Origin of the sequence: Leisingera methylohalidivorans DSM 14336, from assembly GCF_000511355.1 — a bacterium.
In the GTDB taxonomy this organism is placed as follows: Bacteria; Pseudomonadota; Alphaproteobacteria; order Rhodobacterales; family Rhodobacteraceae; genus Leisingera; species Leisingera methylohalidivorans.
The window spans coordinates 1,449,027-1,463,769 of sequence record NC_023135.1; the positions used below are offsets into that span (position 1 = coordinate 1,449,027).

General features: G+C 59.7%; 19 protein-coding genes. 14 read left to right on the top strand and 5 right to left on the bottom strand.

Annotated elements, in window-relative coordinates; genetic code table 11:
* Positions 1-6 precede the first annotated feature (6 nt).
* Complete coding sequence (locus tag METH_RS07250; RefSeq protein WP_024089787.1) at positions 7-870, bottom strand: MBL fold metallo-hydrolase; 864 nt, start codon at positions 868-870, stop codon at positions 7-9.
* Between the two features lie 310 nt (positions 871-1,180).
* Between METH_RS07250 and METH_RS07255 the strand changes: the two genes are divergently transcribed.
* On the top strand, positions 1,181-1,396 hold the full coding sequence (locus tag METH_RS07255; protein ID WP_024089789.1) for a hypothetical protein: 216 nt from the start codon (positions 1,181-1,183) through the stop codon (positions 1,394-1,396).
* A gap of 28 nt (positions 1,397-1,424) precedes the next feature.
* Here the strand turns inward: METH_RS07255 and METH_RS07260 are convergent, their stop codons facing one another.
* Positions 1,425-1,643, bottom strand: coding sequence for a hypothetical protein (locus METH_RS07260; RefSeq protein WP_024089790.1), 219 nt, complete (start codon positions 1,641-1,643; stop codon positions 1,425-1,427).
* 195 nt (positions 1,644-1,838) lie between these two features.
* Here METH_RS07260 and METH_RS07265 point away from each other — a divergent pair, with 195 nt between their 5' ends.
* The 3 genes from METH_RS07265 (at position 1,839) to METH_RS07275 (ending at position 3,282) form a co-directional block, all read left to right on the top strand.
* Positions 1,839-2,102, top strand: coding sequence for a DUF2312 domain-containing protein (locus METH_RS07265; RefSeq protein WP_024089791.1), 264 nt, complete (start codon positions 1,839-1,841; stop codon positions 2,100-2,102).
* Positions 2,103-2,417: 315 nt separating this feature from the next.
* Entirely contained in the window at positions 2,418-2,873 is a 456-nt protein-coding gene (locus METH_RS23805; protein ID WP_156927451.1) for a hypothetical protein, read from the top strand.
* A gap of 190 nt (positions 2,874-3,063) precedes the next feature.
* Entirely contained in the window at positions 3,064-3,282 is a 219-nt protein-coding gene (locus METH_RS07275) for a hypothetical protein (protein WP_044008357.1), read from the top strand.
* Between the two features lie 41 nt (positions 3,283-3,323).
* Here the strand turns inward: METH_RS07275 and METH_RS23810 are convergent, their stop codons facing one another.
* Positions 3,324-3,782, bottom strand: a complete 459-nt coding sequence (locus METH_RS23810) for a hypothetical protein (protein ID WP_156927452.1) — start codon at positions 3,780-3,782, stop codon at positions 3,324-3,326.
* On the opposite strand from METH_RS23810, the gene METH_RS22600 reads away from it, so the two are divergent.
* The 3 genes from METH_RS22600 (at position 3,781) to METH_RS24735 (ending at position 5,022) form a co-directional block, all read left to right on the top strand.
* Positions 3,781-4,422, top strand: a complete 642-nt coding sequence (locus METH_RS22600; RefSeq protein WP_156927453.1) for a hypothetical protein — start codon at positions 3,781-3,783, stop codon at positions 4,420-4,422. The two genes, METH_RS23810 and METH_RS22600, sit on opposite strands and share 2 nt — an antisense overlap.
* A 113-nt stretch (positions 4,423-4,535) precedes the next feature.
* Positions 4,536-4,847, top strand: a complete 312-nt coding sequence (locus METH_RS24730; RefSeq protein WP_052348680.1) for an SDR family NAD(P)-dependent oxidoreductase — start codon at positions 4,536-4,538, stop codon at positions 4,845-4,847.
* Positions 4,840-5,022 (top strand): hypothetical protein, encoded by a 183-nt coding sequence (locus METH_RS24735; RefSeq protein ID WP_052348681.1) that lies wholly within the window; start codon positions 4,840-4,842, stop codon positions 5,020-5,022. The genes METH_RS24730 and METH_RS24735 overlap by 8 nt, the downstream gene beginning before the upstream one ends.
* A 176-nt stretch (positions 5,023-5,198) precedes the next feature.
* Here METH_RS24735 and METH_RS07290 read toward each other — a convergent pair whose 3' ends face one another.
* Entirely contained in the window at positions 5,199-5,558 is a 360-nt protein-coding gene (locus METH_RS07290; protein WP_156927454.1) for a hypothetical protein, read from the bottom strand.
* Positions 5,559-6,048: 490 nt separating this feature from the next.
* On the opposite strand from METH_RS07290, the gene METH_RS07295 reads away from it, so the two are divergent.
* The 4 genes from METH_RS07295 (at position 6,049) to preA (ending at position 10,018) form a co-directional block, all read left to right on the top strand.
* Positions 6,049-6,447: a RidA family protein gene (locus tag METH_RS07295; RefSeq protein WP_024089796.1), complete on the top strand. Its 399-nt coding sequence runs from the start codon at positions 6,049-6,051 to the stop codon at positions 6,445-6,447.
* Positions 6,448-6,531: 84 nt separating this feature from the next.
* The gene (locus tag METH_RS07300; RefSeq protein WP_024089797.1) at positions 6,532-7,170 is read left to right on the top strand and encodes a cupin domain-containing protein; all 639 of its coding nucleotides are present in this window, start codon (positions 6,532-6,534) and stop codon (positions 7,168-7,170) included.
* A 156-nt stretch (positions 7,171-7,326) separates the two neighbouring features.
* Positions 7,327-8,661, top strand: coding sequence for an NAD(P)-dependent oxidoreductase (locus tag METH_RS07305; protein ID WP_024089798.1), 1,335 nt, complete (start codon positions 7,327-7,329; stop codon positions 8,659-8,661).
* 52 nt (positions 8,662-8,713) lie between these two features.
* Positions 8,714-10,018 carry an NAD-dependent dihydropyrimidine dehydrogenase subunit PreA gene (gene preA / locus METH_RS07310; protein WP_024089799.1) on the top strand — a complete coding sequence of 435 codons (1,305 nt, stop codon included), beginning with the start codon at positions 8,714-8,716 and terminating at the stop codon, positions 10,016-10,018.
* A 95-nt stretch (positions 10,019-10,113) separates the two neighbouring features.
* On the opposite strand, the gene METH_RS07315 is transcribed toward preA, so the two are convergent.
* Positions 10,114-10,728, bottom strand: a complete 615-nt coding sequence (locus METH_RS07315) for a TetR family transcriptional regulator C-terminal domain-containing protein (RefSeq protein ID WP_024089800.1) — start codon at positions 10,726-10,728, stop codon at positions 10,114-10,116.
* 269 nt (positions 10,729-10,997) lie between these two features.
* Between METH_RS07315 and METH_RS07320 the strand changes: the two genes are divergently transcribed.
* The 3 genes from METH_RS07320 to METH_RS07330 all read left to right on the top strand — a co-directional run bounded on the left by METH_RS07320 (position 10,998) and on the right by METH_RS07330 (position 14,734).
* The gene (locus tag METH_RS07320) at positions 10,998-12,248 is read left to right on the top strand and encodes a Zn-dependent hydrolase (RefSeq protein ID WP_024089801.1); all 1,251 of its coding nucleotides are present in this window, start codon (positions 10,998-11,000) and stop codon (positions 12,246-12,248) included.
* Between the two features lie 130 nt (positions 12,249-12,378).
* On the top strand, positions 12,379-13,833 hold the full coding sequence (hydA, locus tag METH_RS07325) for a dihydropyrimidinase (RefSeq protein WP_024089802.1): 1,455 nt from the start codon (positions 12,379-12,381) through the stop codon (positions 13,831-13,833).
* A 61-nt stretch (positions 13,834-13,894) separates the two neighbouring features.
* Positions 13,895-14,734, top strand: coding sequence for an ABC transporter ATP-binding protein (locus METH_RS07330; protein WP_024089803.1), 840 nt, complete (start codon positions 13,895-13,897; stop codon positions 14,732-14,734).
* The last annotated feature ends 9 nt before the right edge of the window (positions 14,735-14,743 follow it).

The following is a 14,743-nucleotide window of genomic DNA, read 5'->3' on the forward strand; positions in this document are numbered from 1 at the left end:
TTTCGGTCAGATTTTGTTGACCGGGATCTTTAGAAAGATGTCGCCCTGGTCGTCCGGTTCCGGCATCTGGCCCGCGCGCATGTTCACCTGCAACGACGGCAGAATCAGACGCGGCATGCCAAGGGTCGCATCACGGGCGTCGCGCATTCGGGTGAATTCCTCGATGCTGCGCCCTGCGCCGATATGCACGTTCAGCGCCTTTTGTTCACCGACGGTGGTTTCCCAGGCGTAATCATCGCGGCCCGGTGCCTTGTAATCATGGCCGACAAAGATGCGGGTGCTGTCGGGCAGCGCCAGGATTTTCTGGATCGAGTTATACAGATCGGCTGAGGATCCGCCGGGAAAGTCGCAGCGCGCAGTTCCGAAGTCAGGCATGAACAGCGTGTCGCCGACAAAAGCCGCGTCGCCGATCACATAGGTCAGGCAGGCGGGCGTGTGACCGGGCGTGTGCAGCACCTCACCGCGCATCTGGCCGATCATGAAGGCGTCTCCTTCTTGGTACAGCCGGTCGAACTGGCTGCCATCACGCTGAAATTCGGTGCCCTCATTGAAAATCTTGCCAAAAGTGTCCTGGATCACGGTGATCTGGTCGCCAATGCCGATCTTGCCCCCCAGCCGTTCCTGGAGGTAAGGCGCGGCAGACAAGTGGTCGGCATGAACGTGGCTTTCCAGGATCCACTCTGTCCGCAGGCCTTCCTTCTTGATCCAGGCGATGATGGCATCCGCCGATTCTGTGCAGGTGCGCCCGGCAGCCTGATCGTAATCCAGCACGGAGTCGATGATGGCGCAGGCGGAGCCGGCAGGCTCATGCACCACATAAGAAACGGTGTTGGTGGCTTCGTCGAAGAAGGCCTTGACGGCGGGGCTCATCTGATACTCTCCCATGAGTTTGGATAATCATATATTAATTTAAGAATGTGTTTCAAGGATGCCGGTGTGGAAAAGAATGCCGGTGTGGAAACCGTTTCTGCCTTTGAAATCATCGCAGCCCATTGTCCTGTGTCAAGGCAGGGCAATGCCGCGTTGCGGTATGCTTAACAGGCGTGCGGGGCAGCGCAAAACCGTCAAACGGCCGGTAAAGCTTCACGAATAAGCGGTCGCGTGCCTAAATTCTGCGGGCCTTCACGCAGCTGTTGTGAAATACCAGCATAACCTCATCATGATCCAGGGAGGACTGCCAATGACACATGACGATCTGCTGCATACTGTCGAGAATCTGGAAATCCGGATTCTTGGAGAGACCGGTACTGCCCGGCTTGCAATGCGGCCTGAGTTCATCCGATTGCTGGATCACATGCGCAAGACGGGCGCTGCGGTGCCGGGCCGCTTCCGCCGTTTGGAAGCCGCGCTGTGCGAGGAAGCGGTGGAGGAGATGTTTGACAACATGCCGGTCTGACCGGTCTTTCAGGCAAGGCGCCTTAGGTCTAGCCCAGGAAAATGCCCGTCATAACCAGCATCAGTCCCAGAACTGACAGCAGCAGGGCGCCCAGATTGTAGGGCAGCACCGATTGCACAACCGCGCGCAGGGCTTCGTCGTCCAGTTTTTGGCGGCGTGCCCGCGCGACCCGGACGATGCACCAGACCAAGCCCAGCAGACCGGCAATGGACAAGGCGGCTCCGGCCCAGACAATGAGTTCGAACATAAGCGTGCTCCTGCGGTTTTCGCGCTGCGCCGCGCCTAGCCGATCCGGGCTTTGCGCGCAAGCCGCACGGGGGGCAAGGTGCCGGTTTTTGCCGCTCTGCGCACCGCTGCGGTTTTCCTTGCTTGCGGCGCAGCGGGCAGGGCGCTATCCCCTTGCTCCGACAGCAATTGACAGCATGTGCCGACGGAGCCGCAGATGGATATCACCGAAGACGAAAAAAGCGAAAACTACCGTGTTACCGCTGGCGAACTGCGCCAGTTCATCGAACGGTTCGAGCGTTTGGACGAAGAAAAGAAGACCATCGCCGAACAGCAGAAAGAGGTGATGGCCGAAGCCAAAGCGCGCGGTTACGACACCAAGGTCATGCGTAAGATCATCGCGTTGCGCAAGCGCGACCAGAACGACATCGACGAAGAAGAAGCGGTGCTGGAAATGTATAAGGAAGCCTTGGGCATGTAAGCCCCGCGGGGCCGCGGCCCCGCGAGAGTTCGCGCTGGTGGCGGAGGGGAAAACCCGCGTCCGGCACCAGCCTGCCGATGCGGATTGTTATTGCCTGTTGTGGGCTGCCAGCCTGTGGCGGGGCCTTAAGGCGGGCGCAGCAGGTCAGCCGCCCTGCTCGGCGGCCGGCCTCCTGGAACACCACTGAATAAAGCCCCCCAAACAACGGGTGCAGTGTGTATCTCATACGTTCCTGTTCCGGCCTGTTCACCGCATGGGCCAGGCCCAAGACCAGCACTACCGACAGCAGCATCACCTGAAAAAGGCCTAGCGTGTATGGTCCCGATCCTGGCGGGCAAGTTCCGCCAGTGCGATCAGCGCGAACAGGTTCAGCGCCGTATGCATACAGGCGGCGGTCAGGGTGCGCAGCACCAGGTGGCTGCTTCAGATCCGCTGGATCATTCAGGCATCCTGAGCGCTGCAAGCCTTGGCGGCGATCCCCAGCAGAAAATTCCAGAACGGCGGCTGGGAATGCAGGGTAGGGAGAGGATTCAGCAAACCGTCATGCAGCTGTTGCACCGGGAGATGCAGGCAGGAACCGTCCAAGTAAATGGGGTCGGGGCGGATAGCCAGCTGGCCGGCTGCCAGCAGTCTGGAGGCCAGGCTGATGACGGTTGCCGCCAGCGCAAAGAGCACTGCCTCACGCGGCTGCGCAGTGCTGTCCGTTGCGCGTGCGGCTGGTTCGGCGGAAGGACACGAATGAAGTTCTCGTCCGTCCTCTGTGTTTTTTGATGCCCTTACAGGTGAAACCGGCGCTGTTTGAAATTCTCTGCACATACTGCAGGACAAAGCCGGGCATCACGCAGTCAGTTTGACACCTGGCAAGACGGGATGGCGCTGGTAGAAATAGGACCAGGATTTAGCATCCTTTGGTTGATTTTATTTTACGGCAGGTTCATAGTTTGTGACCGGTCAGCCCAGTATGTTTGCCCTCGATTTTGATAGTACTCTGCTGCGCAGCAACGCTCTGTATGAAAGCTTCTGGTCTCCTTTCAGGAGGGATAGGAAAAGCCCGTTCACCTCGGCAATTGCGCTGTCGCAGGGGGGGGCGGCGCGGATTATTTTCAGGCGGCGCGGCCGCAGCATGTCTCAAGATCATGCCGGTCTCTCAGCCGATGCCGGTGAGGCATCAGCCAGCTAAGTACTCCGATCGTCCTGACGGTTTCGGTCCGGAGCAGCGCGCTATGACTTTGCATTGGTTGCCGAAAGCGGGGTATTGCTGGGCGATGTCATCTCAGCCTTCCTGCTGCGCGGCTGGTTTCCGGAAGTGGTGCCGGGCAGCAAGTTCGTAACCCTACGCGGGGCAATCGCGGCGGATGTGCATGGCAAGAACCACCATAGGGACGGCAGTTTCCGCAATTGTCTGGACTGGGGGATGTCATGGGACGGGACGGTACAGATCCGCCGCTGTTCGGCGCAGGAAAACAGCGATTTGTTCGGCTGGACTGCTGGCGGCATGTTGCTAACCGGAATCATTTCCAGGGCTGCCATCAGGCTGCGTCCTATGCCGTCGGCCTGGATCCGGCCGCAATCCTGGATGCCGCAATCGAGATCTTCGAGCAGCCGGCCAGCGCGACCTAATCGGTTGCATGGATCGATTGCCTGTCGGAAGGCAGCAAGCTTGGCCAGCTCGCTGGTCATGCTGGGTGAACATGCGGAGTTGCGGGACCTGAGCGCGCAACAATCGGCCGCCCCCTGTGCCATCGGCGGTGAAAAGGCCTGGCAGGTGCCGCCGGTGTTTCCCTCCTTTCTGCTGAACCGCATCAGTGTCCAGGCCTTCAATTCCGCATACAATTGGGCAGCTGCCCGCAAGCCCGGAGAGCTGATTGCCGGCTACAACCGAAATTTCTTCCCGCTTCACGCACTGCTTGGCTGGAATCGGACTTATGGGCGCAAGGGCTTTGCCCAGTTTCAATGCGTGCTGCCGCTCGACGGCACCGGGTCCGGCCTTCGCGGGCTGCTGCAGGTGATTTCGGCAGCCGGGCAGGGATCTTTCCTGGCGGTGTTCAACCGGCTGGGGCCGCAGAACAGCCCGTTTTCCTTTCTGATGGACGGCTACACGCTGGCGCTGGTTTACCCGGTCAATCCCCGCGGCCTGCAACTGCTGGAGGAGCTGGACCGGATCACCTTTGCCCACGGCGGCCGGTTATACCTGGCCAAGGACAGCCGGATGGGCGCGGACGCCTTGCTGCAGCCGACTCCAAGGCGGCGGGGTTCTCCGGAATGCGGCAGACTTCCGGCTGAAAAAAGGATCTGGCGCTGCGCCACAGCGTGCCGGTGAGGTTGCATTATTTTGATGCCTTTGCCTTGGCGCTGGAAGATCACGAGGCTTTCGTTGATGCACTGCCTGAGCTGCCTGAGCTGCCGGGCATAGCGGTTTGCGTTGTCGGCTAAATGGGCGATCAGGCGGAAAGCGAAATGAACCCCCAGCAAGCGGCCCGGGTGCTGCGCAGCAATGTTGAGGGGGCGGCGAGTATTCTGGCAGTCCTCGCCAACCGGTTCGAGCAGCGCTGCAACGGCACGCTGGTCGGCCTAAGTCCAGTCACCGGTGAGCACGGCGGGGCACCCAACTATGTTTACGGGGCTGCCAAAGCAGGCTTCACCGCATTCCTGTCCGGAGTTCGCAACCGGCTGGCCGGCAAAGGCGTTCATGTTGTCACATTTTGTCACATTGCTGCCCGGGCTCCTCGCCACGCAAATGACTGAAGGCATGGACCTGCCGGCTAAGCTGACTGCTCAGCCTGAAGAGATGGCAAATGTCATCACCGCCGCCGCATCCAAAGGCCGGAATGTTGTTGACGTACGGCCTGTTTGGCAGCTGATCATGGTCAATTCATGTCTGGGTAGATTTTTCATTCCATGCATCTTCTTGCACCCCTGATTGTATGGAGGCGACAGCCTTTTCTTAACAGGCTGGCAGGGGCTGGCCAGATAGCTCCACTGCCGGGTAGTTTCAGAATGGGACCAACAACATCAAGAAGAGTATTACTAGCACCAGCCGGGTTCACCGGTTTCTGACGGACTGAGGGCAATACGTCGTTCTGGCGGGCGCCGCCCTCAAAAAAAAATGCTGGCCGGGCCGGCAGCAATGAAACCAAAGCGGTTGATTGCGGAGGCAAGGATATTGCCGCTGATCTGCCGCCCGCGAAATCCCTCACCATGATGCAGAGTCTGGCCCGCATTGAAAAAGCAGCGAATGCGAAAAAGCTGTTTTGCCGAGGCGCAGATAATCCGGGTGATCCAGGAACAGTAAGAAGGCACGCCGACGGCACGGGGTGGTTCGGCCGCGTTCTCCACGTAAAAGCGGCTTCTGGCCGGTCCAATGCTGGCGATCGCCAATGTGGCCCCAATAGCTTGGGAGACATTGGCGAACGTGGTTGTGAAAGTTCTGCTGGGTAAAACCTGATTGTGAACCATTAAAGCGGTCTTGGTTCGAGCAGGCGGCGACAGACAGCGCTGCTTTGGTGCCTCACGACGAACCGTGTTCTGGCCGTGATTGGCGGTTTCAGCCGGGAAGCCCTTTGCCTGATTGCCTGCGCCAGTTTTGTTGTCCGTGAACTGATCGCGGTGGTGCGGACCGGCTGCAAACGCCGCCCCGGCAGCTATGGCGGCGAGCTTTTCTGTAGTGGCCGGAAACGCCCTTGGGCGGAAGTCCGAAGCTGAGGGGCGGGGCAGATCCCTAGGGCGGTGGATTCCCCTTTATCCGAACCTTAGAAGGCTCTTTGCTAATATTGCAGTGATCATAGGCCTCCCTTCCCGGTGCTAGGTGGCTGGCCGTGCGGACATTTGCGCGTGCGGCCATGGGCTTCTGAAGGATGTGTTTCAGTCTGATAAGTTTTAAGCTTGAAGTAAATGCTGAGGCGGCGGTATGGTCGCTGGCAGGCCGCATCAGCAAAGGAGTTCCGTCATGCCAGCCATCAGCGTGCAACCCGAAGGGTGGAAGCCCGCCAAAGGTTATGCAAACGGCATGGTGGCGGAGGGCAGGCTGCTCTTTGTCGGCGGCCAGATCGGCTGGACCGCGGATCAGGTGTTTGAGGCGCAGGATTTCATTGGCCAGATGCGCCAGGCGCTGCAGAATATTCTGGAGGTGGTCAAGGCCGCAGGCGGATCCGCGCAGGATATCACCCGGCTCACATGGTTTGTAACGGACAAGACCGAATACCTTGCCCATCAGGCGGATGTGGGAAAAGCTTACCGCGCAGTGATGGGCTATCACTTTCCGGCCATGACGATGGTGGTTGTTTCCGCCTTGATCGAGGATCAGGCCAAGATCGAAATCGAAGCTACTGCGGTTCTTCCGGACTGAACCAAGCGTTACACGGTTCGGTGAAGGCTCTTTTCCAGACCGCCCTAAGCGGCCACATATTCCTGTGGAACAAGGGAGAGCGATATGCGGATCAACGCTGATTTCACCAAACGCGTTGCGGTGCATTTTGATGAAACACCTTGGGTGGCAAGCCCGGCGCCGGGGGTGGAGCGGAAAATGCTGGACCGCATAGGAGAGGAGGTGGCCCGAGCCACCACCATCGTCCGGTTTGCGCCGGGCTCTGCCTTTGCGCGCCATGTGCATGACGGCGGCGAGGAATTTTTGGTGCTGGACGGCGTGTTTCAGGACGAACACGGGGATTTCCCGAAAGGCTCCTATATCCGCAACCCGCCCACCACCAGCCACACGCCAGCTGCGGCGGAGGGCGCAGTGATCCTGGTGAAGCTGCATCAGTTCGACCCGGCGGACAGGACCGAGGTGAAAACCCGCATCACAGGCGGTGCGGCGCAGCAGCAGCTGTTTCAGGACAGAATTGAAACCGTGACTTTGCAAACTTGGGCGCCGGGTCAGGCAGTCAGCCTGGAGGTTCCCGGCGGCGCCGAGGTTTTTGTTATGGACGGCAGCTACATCGAGAGCAGGGAAGAATTCAGCCGCTGGGACTGGCTGCGGATGCCGCCGGGCAGCTGTTTGGAGGCGACAGCTGGCATCAATGGCGCCAAAGTTTGGATGAAAACCGGGCATCTTGCGCAATTGACGGGCTAAATTGCCGCAACAGTTTCTGCACAAATTCAGTTGCTTGCAAGCCGCTCTTCAAAGGGCGCCATTTTTTTTGCCGGCATCAAAATTTTACCAGTTGATAAAAAATAAGACTGTGGCACTCTGATAAGTAAGAAAAACAGACAATCAGGGAGACACCCAATGGCGACCAGCCATCAGGCATCCGGCATTCAGGCAGCGCGATTGGACGCTGCCGGGATTGCGGAGAATTTCTCGGACCTGCACCCAGCCTATGACGCGCATGAGGCAGCCGTGGCAGCAGACCGCTGCTATTTTTGCTACGACGCGCCCTGCATGACCGCCTGTCCAACCAGCATCGACATTCCCCAGTTCATCCGGGAAATCCAGGCGGGCCATGCCGAAAGCGCGGCCAAAACCATTCTGGAGCAGAACATCCTGGGCGGCATGTGCGCGCGGGTCTGCCCGACCGAAACGTTGTGCGAAGAGGCTTGTGTCCGGGAAGCTGCAGAGGGCAAGCCTGTGGAAATCGGCCGCTTGCAGCGCTACGCCACTGACACGCTGATGGATAAGGGCGTTCACCCATTCACCCGCGCCAAGGCGACTGGCAGGAATGTCGCTGTTGTGGGTGCAGGTCCGGCCGGTCTGGCTGCCGCGCACCGGCTGGCGATGCTGGGCCATGACGTGGTGGTCTATGATGCGAATGCCAAAGCAGGCGGCCTCAACGAATTCGGCATTGCCGCTTACAAATCCACCAATGACTTTGCCGCGCGAGAAGTGGATTGGCTGCTGCAAATCGGCGGCATTACAATGGATTACGGCAAGAAACTGGGCGCGGACCTGTCTTTGGATGGTCTGAAATCCGGCTATGACGCAGTGTTCCTCTCGATCGGCTTAGCCGGTGTCAACGCCTTGCGGGCGCCGGGTGAAGACAAGGACGGTGTGCGCGACGCAGTGGAGTTCATTGCTGAACTTCGCCAGGCAGACGACCTGACCACGCTCCCGGTGGGCCGAAATGTGGTGGTGATCGGCGGAGGTATGACCGCGGTGGACGCTGCGGTTCAGTCCAAGCTCTTGGGTGCTGAGAACGTTACAATCGCCTACCGCCGCGGCCGCGACGCCATGGGGGCCAGCCGGTTTGAGCAGGATCTGGCGGCTTCAAAAGGCGTTAAGCTGATGTTCAATGTCATGCCAAAGGCCGTGCATGGCAATGGTGCTGCCGCTGAGATCGAACTGGAGTATACTAAGACTGCAGACGGTAAGGTTTCCGGCACCGGCGAAACCGTGCGGCTGGCCGCCGATCAGGTATTCAAGGCCATTGGCCAGACACTGGCAGGCCAGCCTGACGCGCTGGAACTGGAGGGCCGCAAAATCAAAGTCGGCGATACGGGCCGAACCTCGGTGGCGGGGGTTTGGGCCGGGGGCGATTGTGCTTCTGGCGGCGAAGACCTCACCGTGACCGCCGTGGCCGAGGGCCGCGATGCTGCAATGGACATTCACTCCAGCCTGATGGGCTGAGCCAGTCAGGAACGGGAAACCGTTCCGAGCTAGCCTGAAGAGGAGAGATCAAATGGCTGATCTGACAACCGAATTTCTGGGGATCAAATCCCCCAATCCGTTTTGGCTGGCCTCTGCGCCGCCGACTGACAAGGAGTACAATGTCCGCCGTGCCTTTGAGGCCGGCTGGGGCGGCGTGGTCTGGAAGACGCTGGGCGCCGAGGGCCCGCCGGTGGTCAACGTGAACGGCCCGCGCTACGGCGCGATCTGGGGCGCCGACCGCCGCCTGCTGGGCCTCAACAACATCGAGTTGATCACCGACCGGCCGTTGCAGACCAATCTGGAGGAAATCACAAGGGTCAAGAATGACTATCCGGACCGGGCCATCATCGTGTCGATCATGGTGCCGTGCGAGGAGCAGGCCTGGAAAGATATTCTGCCGCAGGTCGAGGCCACGGGCGCCGACGGGATTGAGCTGAACTTCGGCTGTCCGCACGGTATGGCCGAGCGCGGAATGGGCTCGGCCGTCGGGCAGGTGCCGGAATACATCCAGATGGTCACCGAGTGGTGCAAGAAATACTACTCCAAGCCGGTGATCGTGAAGCTGACCCCGAATATCGCAGACATCCGCCAGCCGGCGCGGGCGGCGAATGCAGGCAAGGCCGATGCGGTCAGCCTGATCAACACCATCAATTCGATCACCTCGGTGGATCTGGACAGCATGGCGCCGGAGCCGACGATTGGCGGCAAGGGCACTCACGGCGGCTATTGCGGCCCGGCGGTGAAACCGATTGCGCTGAATATGGTTGCTGAAATCGCCCGTGACGCCCAGACACGGGGCCTGCCGATCTCTGCCATTGGCGGCGTCACCACCTGGCGCGATGCGGCGGAGTTCATGGCGTTAGGGGCCGGCAACGTGCAGGTCTGCACCGCGGCAATGACCTATGGTTTCAATGTGGTGAAGGAAATGATCTCGGGCCTGTCCACTTGGATGGACGAGAAAGGCTTCACCTCCACCCAGGACTTCATCGGCATGGCGGTGCCGAATGTGACCGATTGGCAATATCTGGACTTGAACTACGTGACCAAGGCGCGGATCAGCCAGGACGATTGCATCAAATGCGGCCGCTGCTATGCGGCGTGCGAGGACACCTCGCACCAGGCCATCGCGATGAGCGAGGATCGGGTGTTCACGGTGAAGGACGACGAATGCGTCGCCTGCAACCTTTGCGTGAATGTCTGCCCGGTTGAAGGCTGCATCACGATGGAAGAAGTGGCTGCTGGACAGATCGACGAGCGCACCGGCGAGGTGGTTTCCGGCGAGTATGCCAACTGGACCACCCATCCGAACAACCCGTCGGCAACGGCGGCGGAGTAACACTGTTGCACCCTTTAGGGCCGTGCCTCCGGCGGGGGTGTTTCGGGCAAAAGAAAAGAAGCGGCCCGGTTGGGCCGACCTTTTAACGAGGGAGATCAGCTTTTGGGTGTAAGCATACGCCGGTACACGGTTTCCAGGTATTGCGGCGCTGCGTGAAAGGGGTCCTCTTCCCCCATCAGCGTGCGCACCTGGGCGTCAAAATCGGCGTAATGCTGGGTTAGCGACCAGATCGAAAACAGCAAATGTTTCGGGTGCGCGCGGTTGATCCGCCCGGCATCCATCCAGTCTTGCAGCAGTCGAGCCTTTTCTTCCACCAGCACTTTCAGATCTGCCGCAATCACGTCATGCAGCCGAGGTGCCCCCTGTACAATCTCATTGGCATAAAGCCGGCTTTCGCGCGGGAAATCCCGGCTCATCTGCAGTTTGCGCTGCACATAGGCGAGGATTTCGTCCAATGGTTCGCCTTCCGGGTCCAGTGCCCGCAGCGGGTCAAGCCAGGTATCCAGCAAGCCTGACATCAGTTCGTTAAAGATCGCTTCTTTGGAGGCGAAATAGTAAAGCAGGTTCGGCTTTGACAGTCCGGCCGCCTTGGCGATCTGATCCACTGTGGAGCCGCGGAATCCGTGGCTGGAGAACACATCCAGCGCAGCCTCCAGAATGGCGGCGCGATTCTTTCTCTGAATTCGGGTTGGCGCGCGGTCTGCGGGCATGTCCGTCCCTGTCTGTTTCTGCCGCCTTTTGCCAGCTGACGCGCGGAATTTCACCTGTTTCCAGTGAAAGAACCGATTTTTTCAAGGGCTGTGCGGCAATTTCTTGACTGATAGCGAACCCGTGATAGCGTGAGTTTGACCAGTTGGTCAAATCATTGACCGGGATCAAGAGAGCCGGCACTGTGAACCGGCCAGCACTTAACGCCACCTCAACGGCGTAATGCCGGATGAAGCCTGCACAGACGGGCGCACAGGGAAGGGAGCTCGTGATGACGTCGCTTGGACAGAACCTGAAGATCAACGGTGACCGTTTGTGGGACAGCCTGATGGAGATGGCCGAAATCGGCCCGGGTGTCGCCGGCGGCAACAACCGTCAGACGCTGACGGACGCAGATGGTGAAGGCCGCGCCCTGTTCCAGAAATGGTGCGAGGATGCCGGCTGCACTATGGGGCTGGATCAGATGGGCAATATGTTTGCCCGCAGGGAAGGCACGGATCCGGAGGCCCTGCCGGTCTACGTTGGCTCGCATCTGGACACTCAGCCGACAGGCGGCAAATATGATGGGGTGCTGGGGGTGCTGGCCGGGCTGGAGCTGATCCGCTCGCTCAATGACATGAATATCAAGACCAAACATCCGATTGTGGCGACCAATTTCACCAATGAGGAAGGCACACGCTTTGCGCCAGCGATGCTGTCCTCGGGCGTGTTTGCGGGCATTCACACGCAGGACTGGGCCTATGACCGTGAGGATGCCGAGGGCAAAAAATTCGGTGACGAATTGAAGCGCATCGGCTGGCGCGGTGAAGAGGAGACCGGTGCGCGGAAAATGCACGCCTTTTTTGAACTGCATATCGAACAGGGCCCGATCCTGGAGGCCGAGGGCAAAGACATCGGTGTGGTGACCCATGGGCAGGGCCTGAGCTGGACCCAGGTGACGGTCACTGGCAAGGATGCGCACACCGGCTCCACCCCGATGCCGATGCGCCGCAATGCCGGCCTGGCGATGGCACGCATTCTGGAAACGGTGGATGAAATCGCCTGGGGGCACGCACCGCATGCGGTCGGGGCGGCGGGGCATATCGACGTTTACCCGAACTCCCGCAATGTGATCCCGGGCAAGGTGGTTTTCACCGTCGATTTCCGCAGCCCGGAGCTGGAGGTGATTGCCGATATGGAAAACCAGCTGCATGAAAAGGCTACCCAGATTGCCGAGGCGATGGAGGTCGAGATCGAGTTTGAGAAAGTCGGCGGCTTTGATCCCGTGGCCTTTGACGCGGGCTGTGTCACAGCCGTGCGCGACGCGGCAGAGCGGTTGGGATATTCGCATCAGGATCTGATATCCGGAGCAGGCCATGACGCCTGTTGGATCAACCGGGTGGCGCCGACCGCGATGGTGATGTGCCCTTGCGTGGATGGCCTGAGCCACAACGAGGCCGAAGAGATCAGCAAGGAATGGGCCGAAGCCGGTGCCAATGTGCTGTTCCATGCGGTGGTCGAGACGGCGGAAATCGTGGAATAAGGGGCGCGCCCCCCGCGGCCCGGCGGGCTGCTCTCCCGGAGTGTGTCCGGAAAGATGATAACAGCTGCGCCAGACAGCGGAAGAGATAATGGGAGGCGTGAAAATACGCCCCGAACAGGGAGTTGCAAGCATGAGTAAAGTCATCAGAAACGGCACTATCGTGACCGCTGATCTGACTTATAAGGCAGATGTTCTGGTTGAAAACGGGGTGATCACGCAGATTGGCCCCAATCTGAAAGGCGATGAGGAGCTAGACGCCACCGGCTGCTATGTGATGCCGGGCGGGATTGATCCGCATACCCATCTGGAGATGCCCTTCATGGGCACCTACAGTTCGGATGATTTCGAGAGCGGCACCCGTGCAGGCCTTGCGGGCGGTACCACCATGGTGGTGGACTTCGCGCTGCCGAACCCGGGCGAAAGCCTGCTGGATGCGCTGAAGCGCTGGGACAACAAGTCGACACGCGCCAATTGCGACTACTCCTTTCATATGGCGGTCACCTGGTGGGGCGAGCAGGTCTTTGACGACATCAAGACCGTGATCGAGGAACGCGGCATCAACACCTTCAAGCACTTCATGGCCTACAAGGGCGCGCTGATGGTGAATGATGACGAGCTTTATGCCTCGTTCCAGCGCCTGGCGGAGCTGGGAGGCATAGCTATGGTGCATGCCGAAAACGGCGATGTGGTGGCCGAGTTGTCGGCCAAGCTGCTGGCGCAGGGCAACACCGGCCCCGAGGCGCACGCCTACTCCCGTCCCCCGCAGGTGGAGGGCGAGGCTACCAACCGCGCCATCATGATCGCTGACATGGCCGGTGTACCACTTTACGTGGTGCACACCTCCTGCGAGGACAGCCACGAGGCGATCCGGCGCGCGCGGATGCAGGGCAAGCGGGTCTGGGGTGAGCCACTGATCCAGCATCTGACGCTGGACGAGAGCGAGTATTTCAACAAGGACTGGGACCATGCTGCGCGCCGGGTGATGTCGCCGCCCTTCCGCAACAAGCAGCATCAGGACAGCCTATGGGCCGGTCTGCAGTCTGGATCCTTGTCAGTGGTGGCGACGGATCATTGTGCCTTTACCACTGAGCAAAAACGCAATGGCGTGGGGGATTTCACCAAGATTCCCAATGGGACCGGCGGTCTGGAGGACCGGATGCCGATGCTGTGGACCCATGGCGTTGAAACCGGGCGGATCACTCCGAACGAATTCGTGGCAGTTACCTCGACCAACATCGCCAAGATCCTGAATTGTTATCCGAGAAAGGGTGCAGTTCTGGTTGGCGCCGATGCCGATCTGGTGGTTTGGGATCCGCAAAAGACCAAAACCATATCCGCAGGCACCCAGCAGTCTTCGATCGACTACAATGTGTTCGAGGGGCATGAGGTGAAGGGTTTGCCGCGCTTTACCCTGACCCGCGGTCATGTGGCGGTGCATGACGGCGAGATCCGCTGTCGGGAGGGACACGGGAAGTTTGTCGCTCGAGAGGCCAATACGACGGTCAACAAGGCGCTCAGCACTTGGAAAGAGCTGACCGCGCCGCGCCCGGTGGAACGCGCCGGCATCCCGGCAACAGGTGTATAAATCCAGGAACGGGCTGCCGAAATCGGCGGCCCGTTTTCCTGTGTGAATTTAAGGCGAAGATATGAACATGGAAACGACCACCCAGGCAATCCGACCCGAGGCCGCCGCTTCCGAAACAGTCCCCTCAAACTGTGTGATCGAAGCCCGCAATCTGGATCTGACATTTGAGACAAACGACGGGCCGGTGCATGCGCTGAAGGATGTGAGTCTTGAGGTCCACAAGGGCGAGTTTGTCTCCTTCATCGGCCCATCGGGCTGCGGAAAGACCACGTTTTTGCGATGTATCGCAGCACTGGAAACACCCACCGGCGGCAGCCTGAGCGTTAATGGAATGACGCCGGACGAGGCGCGCCGCAACCGGGCCTATGGCTATGTGTTCCAGGCGGCGGGGCTGTACCCGTGGCGGACCATTGCCAAGAACATCAAACTGCCGCTGGAGATCATGGGATACTCCAAGGCGGAGCAGGAAAAGCGCGTTAATCAGGTTCTGGAACTTGTTGAATTGTCAGGTTTTGGTGCCAAATTCCCCTGGCAGCTGTCCGGTGGGATGCAGCAGCGGGCAAGCATCGCGCGGGCGCTGGCCTTTGACGCCGATATTCTGTTGATGGATGAACCTTTCGGGGCGCTGGATGAGATCGTGCGCGACCATCTGAACGAGCAGCTGCTGAAGCTTTGGGCGCGGACAAACAAGACCATCGGCTTTGTTACCCATTCCATCCCCGAGGCGGTGTATCTTTCGACCAAGATCGTGGTGATGTCGCCGCGCCCCGGACGGATCCATGACGTGATCGACAGCACCCTGCCCAAGGAGCGGCCGCTGGATATCCGTGACAGTCCTGAGTTCATAGAGATTGCCCACAGGGTGCGTGAAGGGCTGCGGGCGGGGCATAGTGATGATTGATCCTATCAA